General features: G+C 43.0%; 13 protein-coding genes, 1 pseudogene and 1 riboswitch. Of the genes and pseudogenes, 11 read left to right on the top strand and 3 right to left on the bottom strand.

Translation table 11 applies throughout. The features are described 5' to 3' along the window. The first annotated feature begins 127 nt into the window (after positions 1-127). Together lysA and MKX41_RS15575 are read left to right on the top strand one after the other, a co-directional pair. The gene (gene lysA, locus MKX41_RS15580; protein ID WP_076284538.1) at positions 128-1,462 is read left to right on the top strand and encodes a diaminopimelate decarboxylase; all 1,335 of its coding nucleotides are present in this window, start codon (positions 128-130) and stop codon (positions 1,460-1,462) included. 145 nt (positions 1,463-1,607) lie between these two features. Continuing rightward, positions 1,608-2,039 (top strand): peptidylprolyl isomerase, encoded by a 432-nt coding sequence (locus MKX41_RS15575; protein ID WP_042190291.1) that lies wholly within the window; start codon positions 1,608-1,610, stop codon positions 2,037-2,039. Between the two features lie 57 nt (positions 2,040-2,096). Here the strand turns inward: MKX41_RS15575 and MKX41_RS15570 are convergent, their stop codons facing one another. Then, a complete protein-coding gene (locus tag MKX41_RS15570) occupies positions 2,097-2,855 on the bottom strand; it encodes a YwaF family protein (protein WP_076299557.1) in 759 nt (252 codons plus the stop codon). A 280-nt stretch (positions 2,856-3,135) separates the two neighbouring features. Between MKX41_RS15570 and MKX41_RS15565 the strand changes: the two genes are divergently transcribed. Beyond that, positions 3,136-6,579 (top strand): collagen binding domain-containing protein, encoded by a 3,444-nt coding sequence (locus tag MKX41_RS15565; RefSeq protein WP_340971624.1) that lies wholly within the window; start codon positions 3,136-3,138, stop codon positions 6,577-6,579. Positions 6,580-6,660: 81 nt separating this feature from the next. On the opposite strand, the gene MKX41_RS15560 is transcribed toward MKX41_RS15565, so the two are convergent. Both MKX41_RS15560 and MKX41_RS32320 read right to left on the bottom strand, forming a co-directional pair. Beyond that, the gene (locus MKX41_RS15560) at positions 6,661-7,764 is read right to left on the bottom strand and encodes a sensor histidine kinase (RefSeq protein ID WP_340971622.1); all 1,104 of its coding nucleotides are present in this window, start codon (positions 7,762-7,764) and stop codon (positions 6,661-6,663) included. A 122-nt stretch (positions 7,765-7,886) separates the two neighbouring features. Then, positions 7,887-7,988 (bottom strand): annotated as a pseudogene (locus MKX41_RS32320) (DNA-binding response regulator); the annotation flags it as partial. Between the two features lie 267 nt (positions 7,989-8,255). On the opposite strand from MKX41_RS32320, the gene mscL reads away from it, so the two are divergent. The 8 genes from mscL (at position 8,256) to scpB (ending at position 14,513) form a co-directional block, all read left to right on the top strand. Continuing rightward, the gene (gene mscL / locus MKX41_RS15550; protein WP_076284542.1) at positions 8,256-8,660 is read left to right on the top strand and encodes a large-conductance mechanosensitive channel protein MscL; all 405 of its coding nucleotides are present in this window, start codon (positions 8,256-8,258) and stop codon (positions 8,658-8,660) included. Continuing rightward, on the top strand, positions 8,661-8,831 hold the full coding sequence (locus tag MKX41_RS15545; protein WP_340971620.1) for a hypothetical protein: 171 nt from the start codon (positions 8,661-8,663) through the stop codon (positions 8,829-8,831). It begins immediately after the preceding gene. A 101-nt stretch (positions 8,832-8,932) separates the two neighbouring features. After that, positions 8,933-9,108: riboswitch (FMN riboswitch) on the top strand. Between the two features lie 216 nt (positions 9,109-9,324). Further along, the gene (ribD, locus tag MKX41_RS15540; protein WP_042190282.1) at positions 9,325-10,425 is read left to right on the top strand and encodes a bifunctional diaminohydroxyphosphoribosylaminopyrimidine deaminase/5-amino-6-(5-phosphoribosylamino)uracil reductase RibD; all 1,101 of its coding nucleotides are present in this window, start codon (positions 9,325-9,327) and stop codon (positions 10,423-10,425) included. A gap of 101 nt (positions 10,426-10,526) precedes the next feature. Next, positions 10,527-11,195 carry a riboflavin synthase gene (gene ribE / locus MKX41_RS15535; protein ID WP_042190280.1) on the top strand — a complete coding sequence of 223 codons (669 nt, stop codon included), beginning with the start codon at positions 10,527-10,529 and terminating at the stop codon, positions 11,193-11,195. Positions 11,196-11,257: 62 nt separating this feature from the next. Continuing rightward, on the top strand, positions 11,258-12,511 hold the full coding sequence (locus MKX41_RS15530) for a bifunctional 3,4-dihydroxy-2-butanone-4-phosphate synthase/GTP cyclohydrolase II (protein ID WP_076284543.1): 1,254 nt from the start codon (positions 11,258-11,260) through the stop codon (positions 12,509-12,511). Between the two features lie 36 nt (positions 12,512-12,547). After that, entirely contained in the window at positions 12,548-13,015 is a 468-nt protein-coding gene (gene ribH, locus MKX41_RS15525) for a 6,7-dimethyl-8-ribityllumazine synthase (RefSeq protein WP_042194286.1), read from the top strand. A 135-nt stretch (positions 13,016-13,150) separates the two neighbouring features. Further along, on the top strand, positions 13,151-13,942 hold the full coding sequence (locus MKX41_RS15520; RefSeq protein WP_042190275.1) for a segregation and condensation protein A: 792 nt from the start codon (positions 13,151-13,153) through the stop codon (positions 13,940-13,942). Further along, a complete protein-coding gene (gene scpB / locus MKX41_RS15515; protein WP_042190273.1) occupies positions 13,911-14,513 on the top strand; it encodes an SMC-Scp complex subunit ScpB in 603 nt (200 codons plus the stop codon). The genes MKX41_RS15520 and scpB overlap by 32 nt, the downstream gene beginning before the upstream one ends. Positions 14,514-14,652 lie beyond the last annotated feature (139 nt).

The following is a 14,652-nucleotide window of genomic DNA, read 5'->3' as shown; positions in this document are numbered from 1 at the left end:
CAATCGTAGGAAAATACAAAACTACTGCAAATTAGTCCATTCAATGGAGTTCCCACTGTCTGTTATACTGAATACACTAAAGACAGGGTGGAACCTTGATATTCCACAGAAATTGGAGGACTAAAGAATGTTTCTACACGGTACTAGCCGAATTAACGATGCTGGGCATTTGGAGATCGGCGGATGTGATGTAACTGAATTGAAGGCGGAATATGGAACCCCGCTATATATATTGGACGAGCAATTGGTGAGACAACGTTGCCGGGAATATATGGATGCTTTTAAATCCTCTGGACTTGGGTTCCAAGTAGCTTATGCAAGTAAGGCGTTCTCAGTAATGGCTATGGTTCGTTTGGCTGATGAAGAAGGCTTATCGCTTGATGTTGTATCTGATGGCGAACTTTATACTGCTTTGCAAGCTGGCTTTCCTGCAGAACGCATTCATTTTCACGGCAACAATAAGACGTCTGAAGAGATCGAAATGGCGATTGATGCCGGGATCGGCTGTTTTGTAGTCGATAATCTGGTAGAGCTTAATCTTTTGCAGTCGATTGCATCACGTAAAGAAGTTAAGGTTAACATCTTGTTACGTGTGACACCAGGTGTCGAAGCTCATACGCATGAGTATATAACAACAGGCCAGACCGATTCCAAATTTGGATTTGATATCGGTAATGGATCAGCTTATGAAGCAGTTAAAGCGGCAGTCAGCAAAAAGAATTTAGTGCTGCTTGGCGTACATTCCCATATTGGTTCTCAAATTTTTGAAACGGATGGATTCCAGCTTGCTGTTGAACGTGTAGCGAGTTTTGCTCGTAGTGTTAAAGAAGGTTTGGAAGTGGACTTCCGTGTAGTAAACCTAGGTGGAGGTTTTGGTATTCGTTATGTTGAGGGGGATACCCCATTACATGTTTCTGAATATGTAACTGCAATTACGGATGCCGTGAAGACTCATTTTGCTGGAATCTATAATGCTTTGCCTGAAATTTGGGTGGAGCCGGGCCGTAGTATTGTTGGAGATGCAGGTACTACACTTTATACAGTAGGTACGAACAAGGATATCCCAGGCGTGCGTAAGTACGTTGCCGTCGACGGTGGGATGACTGATAATCCACGTCCTGCATTGTACCAATCTAAATATGAGGCATTACTTGCTAATCGTGCGAATGAAGAGGCTACAGAAACTGTATCCATCGCTGGTAAATGCTGCGAGAGCGGAGATATGCTGATCTGGGATGTAGAGCTGCCTGAGGCTGAAAGCGGCGATCTGTTGGCTGTAGCCTGCACAGGCGCTTACAATTACTCCATGGCGAGCAACTACAACCGGCTTCGTCGTCCGGCTTTAGTGTTCGTTCAGAACGGACACAGCGATCTTGTAGTGCGTCGCGAAAGCTATAATGATCTTATTGCCAACGATATTGTTCCTGAGCGTATCGCTAAACAAGCTGCTGTTGCTAAGTAACAGCCGTTAATGTTAGGTAGGGAAAACTGGTAAGGCATAAAGAGCAAGCAGGAATTACTCCTGCTTGCTTTGCTTTGTGCGTAGTTTCATAGTAATATAATTGAGGTATTCTAAATTTGTTAATTTTGAAAGGGGTCATTTACATATGGCAAAGCAAGCGAAAATTACTCTTGAAAATGGCGGCGTAGTGCTGATTGACTTGTTCGATCAAGATGCACCAAACACTGTAGCTAACTTTGAAAAGCTAGCAAAAGATGGTTTCTACAATGGATTGACATTCCACCGTGTTATCCCTGGTTTCGTAGCTCAAGGCGGATGTCCTAACGGAACTGGATCTGGTGGTCCAGGATACACAATCAACTGCGAAATCAACCCAAACAAGCACGAGCGCGGAACACTTGCTATGGCACATGCGGGTAAGAACACAGGCGGAAGCCAGTTCTACATCTGCTATGCACCGCAACCACACTTGGATGGAGTTCACACTGTATTCGGTAAAGTAGTTGAAGGTATGGATCTTGTTGATACTTTCAAAGGACGCGACAAAATGACTTCGGTAGAAATCATCGAAGCTTAAGAATTCTTAATTTAAAAAGGCTAGTCTCCGGATTATCGGAGGCTGGCCTTTTCTTATTTAATAGGGAATCCGGCTTATTCGTTTACGTCTCGATTTACGCTGCTCTGGCACCCAGAAGAATACCAAATACATGAGCAGAAACACAATGAAGGCAAACAACTCTTCAACAAGCAGGTAATAAGGATAAGGCCCGAAATAATCCAATACAGAATAAGTGCTGGGCTTATGAGATAAGAACATGTAGTTAGATCCTAGGATGTAATTGGCGATCCACACACAAGCGGCCACAATGTTTAGTCCAAGCATGGTGAACAGGAGGGATTTCCAAGTGGGCTTATAGCCCTCAATCCAGGTCATATAAAGAGAAGCGAGAACAATACCACCATGTGCTATAAAGAACAGTAGAAATCGGAAATGAGGGAATGGATAGACCAGATTCGGTGTGAGTAAAGCAATGAATGCTCCACCAATCCCAGCAAAATACAGAAAGGAATATAGTGCTCGGCTGCGAGTGATCAGCATGATAACGGATAGTAGTAAAGTAATTCCGCATAGTTCGAGCGGGAGTGAGCTGCTGGATTGCCATACGCCTTGAGAGAGGTACCATATTTGAAGTCCTGTTTCTGAGAACAAAAGAATAATAATCAGCAGCAAGCGCACACTTTGCCGAAGTCTCACATCAGTCCGAATCTCGAATCTTAAACTGTAAAACAGTATACAGACCAATGTAATGATAGACAGAGCAATCCAATGTGAAGGGGAGAACATAATGAAATCCTCCGTACGCTGTCGATCAAAATAAGATGAAAGATGCATGGAACCAACCTCCTTCGTACCTAAAAAGCACTTCAAAAAACATCTTTGTAAATTTTTGATATTTTCTGTTTCGAAACATCCAAAAAATGGTTATATATGTATGCATTCTGTCAGCTACCCACAAAAGGATGGCTTTTCATTATTTTAACATAAGATGGAGCAATGGGCGCGGAATTACATAAGAAGCATTCGAGCATGAGGAATGGCAGAGATTACGCTTCAAGAGGGGATACAAACATAGAAAAATCAAATTGGAAAAGGAATTGGAGGCTTTAGGATAATGTTAAAGAAAAGAATAAGTGTGTTGATCGTTATTCTGATGCTTGTAGCGCAATATGCCTATGGCATCGGGTTCACTCCACAAGTACAAGCAGCGGCAATCGATCAAGAGCGGAATATCATCACCAGTGTCTCAATGGCTGTATATGGTGAAGACGGGCAGACGGTTACGGATAGCGTCTATGAGCAAGAAGCTAATGTAACATTAGATTATACGTGGTCTCTTCCTAAAGCTCATCCGTACAAGCAAGGTGACACCTTTACCTTTCAGCTTCCAGAGCAGTTTCAGCTTTTTAATGATATTAGCGGCTTGTTGGTCTCAGAGGATGGAGATGTAGGAACTTTTACAGTTGAGCAGTTATCACACCAAGTAACAATGACCTTTAACGACTACATAGAAACGCATGATGACGTGCAAGGAACGCTTCGGATCAATACTAAGTTTGATAAACAAAAAATCTCAGGAAGTACTGTTCAGCAGATTTTATTTCCGGTGAGCGGTGGTGTTCAGACGGTTACTGTGAATTTTAAACCGAATGTAGGATCGACCATTGAGAAGAGGGGGATTCCTCAGGGGTTTAATGCAGACCATATTCTATGGTCTGTTGACGTAAATAAATCATTAAAAACTGTTGGAAATGCAGTCGTAACGGACCCTATACCAACAGGTTTGTCACTTAGCACTCCGGTTACTGTGAGTGTGTATCAACTGAGTATCCAGTTGGATGGTTCGGTAACACAAGGCGCACTACTCGATACCAGTAAATATTCTACAGAGTTCACTGGAGGATCGTTAAATGTTCATTTCACTGATCCTGTGATTTCGAGTGCTTACCGTATTGAATACTCCACAGCTATTACTGATGAGCATCGGCTAAGCTTCACGAATACAGCGACTTTTACAGGAGATGGGCAAGTTCCTGCAAGTTCTTCTGCTACTGTTCAAGTAGAACGAGGAGGAAGTTTGAACAAGTACTCTAGCGGATATGACTGGAGCAATCAAATCATTTCCTGGGCAATCGAATATAACTATAATAAAAAAAAGATTCCGCAAGGAAATGCTGTACTAAAGGATTTGTTTAATGATTCTCAAGCGTTAGTAGCCAATTCTATAAAAGTATACACGGTGCAACTGGATTCAGCGGGTACAGCAACGTTGAGTAATCTTTTGACCAAGGATATTGATTATACTGTAGTTGCAGCTTCAGACGTGAATAAGTCAGGGTTCACCTTACAATTTAAACAAGATGTAACATCTCCTTATCGAATCGAATATAAGACCAAAGCTGTAAAGCGTGTGTTTGAAGATACCATAATCACTAATACAGTTACGGACAGTACCTATACTGGAGAAGCTACACGCTTAATACGGTCAGCCATTTTGTATAAGAACTTATCAGGCGTAGATTATCAGAATAAAACGGTTGGATGGAAAGTCACATTAAACAGTGATAACTATCCAATGGGTCAGGTTGAAGTTACGGAGTCATTCCCGTTTGGCGGACTGAAGTTTATTCCGGAATCACTCGTAATTAGAAATTCTAATGGGAATGTATTGAATCCTTCCAAATATAGTTTGGTTTACAATGCTCCTGTTCAGGCTAATAAAGGATTCAAGGTTGTCTTTAATTCGCAGATTACTGGTCTTTATACGATTAGCTATACAACGGAATTTAATAAGGATTGGATTTGGTCTAATACTGAAAATTTCAATAGCAAGGTTAGGATGGACTGGTTAGACACGTCCGAAATTCCTCGCACAACAGAAGCAGAAGGGCTATTTATTCCAAGAACGGAAGCGAAAAGCAATGGTTTGAAGTTTGGTTCTTATAATGCTTCAACTAAAGAATTAGCTTGGACATTAGGGGTCAATTATAATAGCAAAACGGTTGCAGAGCCAGAAGTCGTGGATATTTTGAAATCGGGTCAAACCCTGGTTCCTGGATCGCTGAAAGTATACACCATGAATGTTGCTAAGAATGGAGACCCAACGAAAGGTGTCGAGGTAAATAGTAGCAAATACACTTACAGTGTTAATGGTAATAATGAGCTGAAGCTTTCCTTTACAGATGCTATTCAATCCGCGTATTATATAGAATTTCATACAAGTCTTGAAGGCAAAGTCATTGGCACTTCTATTGATAATAAAGCCAGTCTCTATGATGGGGCAAAAAAGGTATCCAAGGATTTGAACGCTACCGTAAAGATTCCTTATGGAGACGAATATCTCTTGAAAAATGGTGTTCAGAATGGCGAAAAAATCGATTGGAGCATTCAAATTAATCGTAGTCAGTCTACTGTGAAGAATGCGTTAATCAACGATACTCCTAGCGCTAATCAGATTCTGCTGCAGGATTCATTCCATCTGTATCCTACAATCGTAGCTGAAAACGGGGATGTAACAAAAAGCGAGCCTGAATTGATTCAGGGTATCGATTACAGTTTAGAAATAAAAACGGATGTAGACGGCAAGCAGTCGTTTGATTTAAGCTTCGCCAAGGAGATTAGTAAACCTTATATTCTAGACTATCAATCCCTGATTATGGCGAATACAGGAGACAAAGTAATTAATTCTGTTCGTTTCAGTGGTTTTAATGTTATCGAAATAAGCAAAGATTCTTCTAAAGAAATTATCGTCGGTGTGTCGAGTGGATCAGGATCAGGCAGCGGGGTTAGAGGTTCCTTGATGATTAAGAAGCTGGATGCAGAGGACAACTTGAAGACGCTGGCAGATGCAACTTTTGCACTCTATCGCCTTAACGGCTCAGACCGGGTATTTATTAATAGCTTAACCACAGATTCCGCTGGTACAGCAACATTCAATAAATTATGGTTGGGTAACTACGTATTGATTGAGACGACAGCTCCTAGTGGCTATGTACTTGATCCTAAAGAGCATCCAGTGTCCATTCATTCTTCATCAACGAATCAACTCATAATTACGAATAAAAAAGCAGTTGAGCCTACGCCTACTACAACGCCAGAACCAACTATAGTCCCAACCGCAACACCAGCAGCTTCATCGGAACCGACGGCTACTCCGTCAACAGAGCCGACATCAGGACCTGCGTCTACACCAACCTCAGGAGCCCCAGGAGGTCCGTTAACACCTACACCTACGAGTTCGCTGGTGCCAGGAGTAATCATCAATGATCCGGCAGTACCTGCTGGCCCTGGGAATACGACCGATCTGGAATCCGCGACATCAGAAGAAGAAGGAACTCCTGATTTAGTTATTACAGATGAAAATGTTCCTTTGGGTGAAGTCGACATTGTTGATGAGGAAGTTCCGAAAGGTACCATCAACAACAGCACTTCAAGTGCCCCTCAGCTTCCAAAGACGGGAGAAAGTAGCCCTGCGCCGCTCTACATGACAGGTATTGGATTAATAGCCATAGGCTATATTCTAAACCGTGTGTTTAGACGTGGAGGAAACTTAAAGTAAGTGAATAAGTATGATTTGAAATTGAATGGAAAGAAGCACCCGGCGTGATTATAGTCGGGTGCTTTTGTTTGTGTTCAGAACCTATTCACTCGCAGGGAAGGAAGTCTCGAATTCGGTTTGTTTACGTGAGCTTTTGGCTGAAATTGTTCCACAGTGGAGCTCTGTGATGCTCTTGGCAATCGCGAGTCCTAAGCCGCTTCCGCCAGTCTCCCTGGAACGTGACTTATCTACACGATAAAATCGCTTGAATAAGTGGGGGAGGTCCGTGGCAGGGATCGGGTTACCGTAATTCGTGCATGTAGTAATCACACTGTTATCTTTTCTATAAACGGAAATATCTAGAATTTTACCTTCTTTACCGTATCTAACCGCATTGGTAAATAGGTTCTCATATAATCGTACTAACTCGTCCGCATCACCATGGATAATCAAAGGGCCCATATCCGTATGAATACGGCAGGTCATATCCGCTTGCTCCAATACGGGAGCGAATTCCTCGACAAGCTTTTTGAGCAGCTTGCCGAGATCTAAAGGCTCCATATTAAGGGGAAGCCCGTTGCTGCTAACACGTGTATATTCAAATAAATCGTCGATTCGCTTTTTAAGAGTCAGGGACTTCTCATAGGCGATATTCACATAATAACGCAGCTCAACCTCGTTCTTATAACGATCCTTCTCCACATATTCCAGGAATCCCAGTACAGAAATTAGAGGGGTTCGAAGATCATGGGATACACCAGTGATTAGGTCGTTTTTTGCTTTCGCTGCTGCTCGTTCTTCATCTATAGCGGATTTTAGCTTGCCCGCCATGAGGTTCATATTTTCCGCGAGTTTACCGAGTTCATCCGTTCCTGTTACTGGTACCTTGAAAGATAAGTTGCCGTCAGCAATCGCTTGAACCCCGCTTGAAATGTTATGAAGATGGCTTGTTGTATTTCTGGATAGCTTCAGGATGAAAAAAATAAATAAAGGAACCCCAATGAGAATCACTATAGAAGTAGAACCGATGTTATTGGTCACCCAGCGGATGAGTTTAACGCCCCAGAAGGAATGAGAAGGATTGAGCCATAGCAAAAGGGATGTCCCATAATAGCCGACCAATAAAATTGCTGCTGTAAGAGCTAGACTCGTTAGGCTAAAGCCAACTATTTTCCAAGATAAGGTATCGAATCTTTTAAAGTTCAACTAGAAGAACCTCCTTTTTCCAGTTTGTAGCCAACGCCCTATACCGTCTTTAAATACAGTAGTTTACTCGGCTTAGCTTCAATTTTTTCTCTGATTTTTCGAATGTGTACCATGAGTGTATTACTGAGTCCAGTAATTTTATCTAGTTCCTGACCCTTGGCAGATAACATAATAATCGGGAATTTTTGTGTTTCTCGAATTTTTATACAGGCCTCTATACCGTCCGTACTACAAGAAGTATACAATATTCTCGATTGAAATCCTTATTTCAAGGCCGGCGAGGATCGATGGGAAACAGTTTGTTTAGCTCTTTGAAAAACTTAAAGCTATCATAAAGCCTTCCACATACCAAAGATGAGACAGGCGAACTTCCCAATGGCGGCATGTAAAAGTAAAAAGTAAACTTAATAGTTTCTTAACAAGCCTTAAGATTTGGGAAGCGGCTATGCTATAATAATTTCAAATTCAATAGGTTGGAGGAGAATTGGAAGATGTGGAAAGAGTTTAAAGCTTTTGCCCTGAAAGGAAATGTACTAGATTTAGCCATTGCTGTCGTTATCGGAGCAGCTTTTGGTAAGATTGTGACTTCATTAGTATCTGACATCATTACGCCAATTGTCGGCTTGATAACAGGTGGTATAGATCTGAAGGATCGGGCTCTAAGTGTTATGGTTATGCATAATGAACTGATTATTCCTTATGGGCAATTTTTGCAGGCGGTAGTTGATTTCTTTATTATTTCCTTCTCAATCTTTATGGTGATTAAATTGGCTAATAAATTCCAGCGTAAAGAAGCCGTTAAAGTTGAAGTGGTGGAGACGCCAGCACCCGCAGAAGATATCGTGTTGCTAACGGAAATTCGTGATTTGTTGAAACAACAAGAACGCGGATTGTAATTGGAAAAAGAAAAAGAAAAAGAAAAAGAAAAAGAAAAAGCGCCTGGAGATACAGTCCAGGCGCTTTTTCTTTTGTTATGTAAATGTATGGAATGGGTTTTAACTGTACATTTGCAGGCTATATATTACCATGTCGTTTCTTCTAGTAATCACCATACCTCTCAGAATTAAGTTACAAATTTTAAGTAAATATATAAAACGCACTTGCATTTCGAAGGTGTAAGTGATAATTTTGTTAGTAAGGAAAACTTGAACCTCAATTAAATAAAGGATCAATCCTTCAGGGCAGGGTGTAATTCCCTACCGGCGGTGATGTTGTTGTAGAGTGCTTATTTATTAAGTTTATCTACCACACTTAGTCCGCTACCCGGCTCGCGTTGTTGACGCGAACGGTGGACCCGGTGAAATTCCGGGACCGACAGTATAGTCTGGATGGAAGAAGGAGAGGTTAACCGCTTGTCTGTAATAGACAGGTGGACTGCAGTATTTTCATTTATTATGTGCGATATTTCACAATTGCCGTCGTTTGACGGTTATTTACGCACACTTTTATTTGGACTGCCGATAAACTCTCGCATAACCCATCTTTACTCCTCCTGGAGAATGAGATGGGTTTTTCTGTTTTTACGCATCAGATAGACAGTAAGTGGATAGGAGGAACGAGATGGATAATATGAATGACGAGTTTTATATGTCGTTAGCGCTGGATATGGCAGAACGTGCCCAAGGACAGACGGGAATTAACCCTGTAGTTGGCTGTGTTGTTGTAAAGAATGGAGCGATGATTGGACTTGGAACTCATTTGCAGCGCGGAACAGGTCATGCTGAGGTTCATGCCTTGAATATGGCGGCTGGCCAAGCACAGGGCAGCACTGCCTACGTAACACTGGAACCATGCAGTCACTATGGCAAGACTCCGCCCTGCAGCCAAAGGCTGATCGACGAGGGAGTAGCCAGAGTGGTAGTCGCTTGTGAAGATCCTAACCCTCAGGTTGCGGGTCGCGGCGTTCAAATGCTGCGTGAGCATGGCATTGAAGTAGAAGTAGGGTTGCTGCGTGAACGTGCGTTGCGGTTGAATGAGCGTTTTATCAAGTATATTTTAACAAAACAGCCTTTTGTTACGCTCAAGAGTGCCAGCACGCTGGATGGTAACCTAGCTACTAAATCTGGTGACAGTAAATGGATTTCAAATGGTGAAGCGCGGGAGATCGTACATACGCTGCGGCATCGGCATCAGGGAATAATGGTCGGTGTGAACACAGTGATTGCAGATAATCCTTCACTGACGACAAGAACGGAAGTGCCGGGTATTCATCCGATACGGATTGTGATTGATTCTGGACTACGTATTCCTTTGGATTCAGCAGTTGTAAGTGACGGTCTAGCGCCTACTATCATCGTGACAACTGAAGCCGCAGATGATGAAAAGAAAGCAGCACTTCTTCAAGCAGGTGTGCAAATCATTGTTAGCGGAGCAGGACCACGGGTGGATTTGAAGGCTGCTATGGTAACACTCGGTGAAATGGAAATCGGATCGATTTTACTTGAAGGCGGAGGCACGCTAAATGGTGCGATGCTGGAGAGTGGGCTAGTTGATCGAGTGATTCTCTTTTTCGCTCCAAAGATTGTTGGCGGTGGTGCTGAAGCGAAAGGGACGTTCGTATTTCCTGGTATAGAGCTAATGAAGGATGCGATTTCTCTGGAGGGATTGGAAGTAAAAGTGCTCGGAGATAATGTATGTATCAGCGGTACTCCGGTACGCTAAAGTGAATGGTTACAAAACTCAATCGTGTGCTTCCGGAGCAAGTTTTGTTCGGAGAGATAGCGGAGAAGTGTTACTCACACAAAACTCCTAGGAGGGAAAGCATGTTCACTGGATTAGTCGAAGAAGTTGGCACTCTGAGAAGTGTCTCCACCGGTGGAGAAATGATGGTGCTGAACATTGCCGCTTCCGTCATCATGGATGATTTGAAGATTGGTGATAGCGTATCGGTTAATGGCGTCTGTCTTACAGCGACAGCTTTAGGCGAGAACTATTTTACAGTGGATGTCATGCCTCAGACCTATCGAAACAGTAATCTGAAGGAGCTACGTCCTGGCAGTCGGATGAATCTGGAGCGAGCAATGGCAGCCGGTGGTCGATTTGGAGGTCATATTGTTCAGGGACATGTAGATGGCACTGCTGTCATAAAAAGTGTAAAGCGTGATCAAAATGCAGTAGTCTATGAGATTGCGCCGGATCGCAAATCGCTGTTTAAATATATCATCCCTAAAGGGTCGATCACGATTGATGGCATTAGCTTAACAGTAGTAAAGACGACGGCTTCATCGCTTACTGTATCCATTATTCCGCATACGTTAGGGGAAACTGTGCTAACTTATAAGCGGGCAGGAGATAGTGTGAATATTGAGTGTGATGTCCTGGGCAAATATGTAGATCATCTTCTTCATTATGGCTCAGCTGCACAGGATGAAGAAAGTGATAGCAGTTCCGGGATTAGTCGTGATTTCTTGGCGGCAAACGGATTTGTTTAAATAATGAGTAAGCTTACGAAGAAGGGAATAATCCTTCGTAAAGCTATTAGGAGGATAGGATCATGAGCGAACAATCGAAGAAGGATAGTGTCTTGGATCCGATTGAAGAAGCGATATATGATTTAATGCGCGGCAAAGTCATTATCGTGGTGGATGATGAAGATCGTGAGAATGAAGGGGATTTTATAGCTCTTGCTGAACGGGCGACACCAGAAGTCATCAATTTTATGATCACTGAGGGACGTGGTTTGGTCTGCATGCCAATTACCGCTGAGCGTGCGGAAGAGCTTGAACTACAGGCTATGGTCAGTCACAATACAGATAATCACGGCACAGCCTTTACTGTATCGGTTGACCATATAGATACAACTACTGGTATATCAGCAGGGGAAAGATCCTTGACTGTAAAGGCCATGATTGACCCTAAAGCGAAGCCGTCTGATTTCCGTAGACCTGGCCATATGTTCCCGCTGATTGCGAAAAAAGGTGGCGTACTACGCCGTTCCGGACATACAGAGGCTGCTGTTGATTTAGCCCGTATGTGTGGTGCATATCCAGCCAGTGTGATTTGTGAAATCATCAAAGAAGATGGCTCGATGGCCCGGTTGCCTGATCTGGTTGAGATTGCTAAGAAGCATGATCTTAAGTTGATCAGCATCAAAGACCTCATTCACTATCGGAACGAGAAGGAACAGCTCGTCAATCGCGAGGTGTCTGTACGTCTGCCTACCGATTTCGGTGAGTTTCAGACCATTGCCTATACAAATGAAGTGGATGATAAAGAACATGTAGCATTGGTGAAGGGCGATATTTCCGGTGATGAGCCAGTGTTAGTACGAGTACATTCCGAATGCTTGACGGGTGACGTATTCCACTCCCATCGCTGCGATTGTGGTCCCCAATTTGAAGCAGCGCTTCGGCAGATCGAAGCTGCTGGTAGAGGTGTGTTGCTCTATATGCGTCAAGAAGGCAGAGGCATTGGTCTTATTAATAAGCTTAAAGCCTACAAGCTTCAAGAAGAAGGACTCGATACTGTAGATGCCAATCTAAAGCTTGGTTTTCCAGCAGATTTGCGTGATTACGGGATTGGAGCACAAATTCTGAAGGATCTAGGTATAAGTCAAATTCGTCTCTTAACGAACAATCCTCGAAAGATCAAAGGGTTAGAAGGTTATGGATTGGAAGTTGTTGAGCGAGTGCCAATTCAAATGCCGGAGAATAAGGATAATACTAATTATCTCCATACGAAGCAGGCGAAACTTGGGCATTTGCTGTCTTTTGACGACATTGAACAAAATGAGGATTCGAAAGTATAATCACACACAATAAAAAACGAAGGGTAGATGAATGATATGCCGAAATATTTAGAAGGACATTTAGTTTCCGAGGGGTTAAAATACGGAGTCGTAGTAGGACGTTTTAATGAATTTATTACTAGCAAGCTTTTGTCAGGTGCACTTGATGCATTTAAACGCCATGGTGCTAACGATGATGAAGTAGATGTTGCTTGGGTTCCAGGCGTGTTTGAAATTCCGTTAATCGCTCAAAAAATGGCGGAAAGCGGTAAATACGACGCTGTAATCACTTTAGGAACTGTTATCCGTGGCTCTACAACGCACTATGATTATGTATGTAATGAAGTTGCAAAAGGGGTAGCTGCGATCAATCTTAAAACCGGCGTGCCGACGATTTTTGGCGTAGTAACTACTGAGAATATTGAACAGGCCATTGAGCGTTCAGGAACCAAAGCAGGGAATAAAGGCTGGGATGCTGCGACTGCTGCGATTGAAATGGCGAATCTTAACAAACTGTTTAAGTAAGTCAGCTATTGACGAATCAGTCGAATTCGTGCTTATTTATAGTATAAGAAGAAAGCATGGATTATAGAGCCCTTTCTACTTGTGTAGCGTCCTTTAGGGTGCTGCACTTTACTTTTTTTGGCGGGAGGATGCTTCGTGACTGTATTGTACAAGCTGGAAACGTTTGAAGGTCCGCTGGATCTGCTTTTGCATTTAATTGATAAGGCGGAAATCGACATCCAGGACATTCCGGTCGCCGAGATCACCGAACAGTATATGGAATACCTGCGAAGTATGCAGGAGCTTGAACTGGATATTACGAGTGAATTTCTCGTGATGGCCGCAACCCTATTATCTATAAAGAGCAAGCTATTGCTGCCCAAACCACCGGTCATTGAGATCGATGATTTTGAATATTACGAAGAAGATGAATTTGATCCACGAGCTGAACTTGTTCAGCGACTGATTGAGTATCGTAAATTCAAGAGTATTGCTGTTCATTTAATGGATATGGAGAGCGAGCGGAGCTTGATTTTTACGAAGGAGCCGGAGGATCTGGGTCCATACGTGCCTGAAGAGATTGACCATACGCTAAAAGGACTACATACTTCCGACCTTATAGCTGCTTTCCGTAAAGCACTTAGTAAGGCGGCAAGAAGGTCATCTTACCAGCGGATCACCCGGGACGAAATATCGGTAAAAGATCGTATACGTGATGTATCGGATGCGCTGCAGCGCAGAGGGAAGGGCGGTAGGCTCCACTTCTCAGCACTGCTTCACGATGAAATGGCGCGGCACGAAATCGTAGTAACTTTTCTTGCGATTCTGGAACTAATGAAAATGAAGGCGATTTTTTGCTATCAGGAGAAATTGTTTGAGGACATCGTAATGGAGTGGAGAGGAGGAGAACACTTCAATGGATTACAAAACGCTGAAATCGATTATTGAGGGCCTGTTGTTTCTATCAGGTGATGAAGGGATCTCCGTACGGCAAGTAGCCGAGATTACAGAGCAGCGGCCAGAGCTTGCAGCTGGAGCATTAGAAGAACTGAAAGAGGATTATGTAACGCAGGAGCGGGGGTTACAGGTAGTCCAAATCGCCGGGAATTATCGGTTGGCTACATTACCTGAGCATGCCCATTATTTTGAACGCTTGGCTTATTCCCCATCCAGATCAACCTTGTCTCAGGCCGCATTAGAGACATTGGCGATCGTGGCCTATCGTCAGCCCATTACACGGGTGGAGATCGAAGAGATTCGAGGCGTGAAATCCGAACGTGCTATTCATACGCTGAATAACAAGGATTTGATCCATGAGGTAGGTCGTGCGGAGGCCGTAGGGCGTCCAATCTTATATGGGACGACTAAATCATTCTTGGAGAGCTTTGGCCTAGCAAGTCTGAATGAGCTGCCAGAACCATCTAACTTCGAATCCACTGATAATTTGGAAGAGGAGACACAGCTATTGTTCAATAAGCTGGATACTCAAATGACGTTCGAGGATATAGAGCAACCTTAGTTTTTTTTGTTATTCCGCAATGATTTGTATTGCTGGGACTGCCCATAAACCATTCATAATGGTTTATGGGCAGTCCCTATTTTTTTGTAGAGCCACATTTTTTAGCCAAACCCCGAATTTTTTCCAGATTAAATTGCCA

The organism is Paenibacillus sp. FSL R5-0475, from assembly GCF_038004585.1.
GTDB lineage: Bacteria > Bacillota > Bacilli > Paenibacillales > Paenibacillaceae > Paenibacillus_AQ.
The sequence above is the reverse complement of the archived record's forward strand: the minus strand, read 5'-3'. Positions and strand labels throughout refer to the sequence as shown.

Excerpts from the sequence above, each read along its gene's own strand:
- lysA (WP_076284538.1), top strand. The coding sequence starts at position 128 with ATGTTTCTACACGGTACTAGCCGAATTAACGATGCTGGGCATTTGGAG.
- MKX41_RS15575 (WP_042190291.1), top strand. The coding sequence starts at position 1,608 with ATGGCAAAGCAAGCGAAAATTACTCTTGAAAATGGCGGCGTAGTGCTG.
- MKX41_RS15570 (WP_076299557.1), bottom strand. The coding sequence starts at position 2,855 with ATGCATCTTTCATCTTATTTTGATCGACAGCGTACGGAGGATTTCATT.
- MKX41_RS15565 (WP_340971624.1), top strand. The coding sequence starts at position 3,136 with ATGTTAAAGAAAAGAATAAGTGTGTTGATCGTTATTCTGATGCTTGTA.
- mscL (WP_076284542.1), top strand. The coding sequence starts at position 8,256 with ATGTGGAAAGAGTTTAAAGCTTTTGCCCTGAAAGGAAATGTACTAGAT.
- ribD (WP_042190282.1), top strand. The coding sequence starts at position 9,325 with ATGGATAATATGAATGACGAGTTTTATATGTCGTTAGCGCTGGATATG.
- ribE (WP_042190280.1), top strand. The coding sequence starts at position 10,527 with ATGTTCACTGGATTAGTCGAAGAAGTTGGCACTCTGAGAAGTGTCTCC.
- MKX41_RS15530 (WP_076284543.1), top strand. The coding sequence starts at position 11,258 with ATGAGCGAACAATCGAAGAAGGATAGTGTCTTGGATCCGATTGAAGAA.
- ribH (WP_042194286.1), top strand. The coding sequence starts at position 12,548 with ATGCCGAAATATTTAGAAGGACATTTAGTTTCCGAGGGGTTAAAATAC.
- scpB (WP_042190273.1), top strand. The coding sequence starts at position 13,911 with ATGGATTACAAAACGCTGAAATCGATTATTGAGGGCCTGTTGTTTCTA.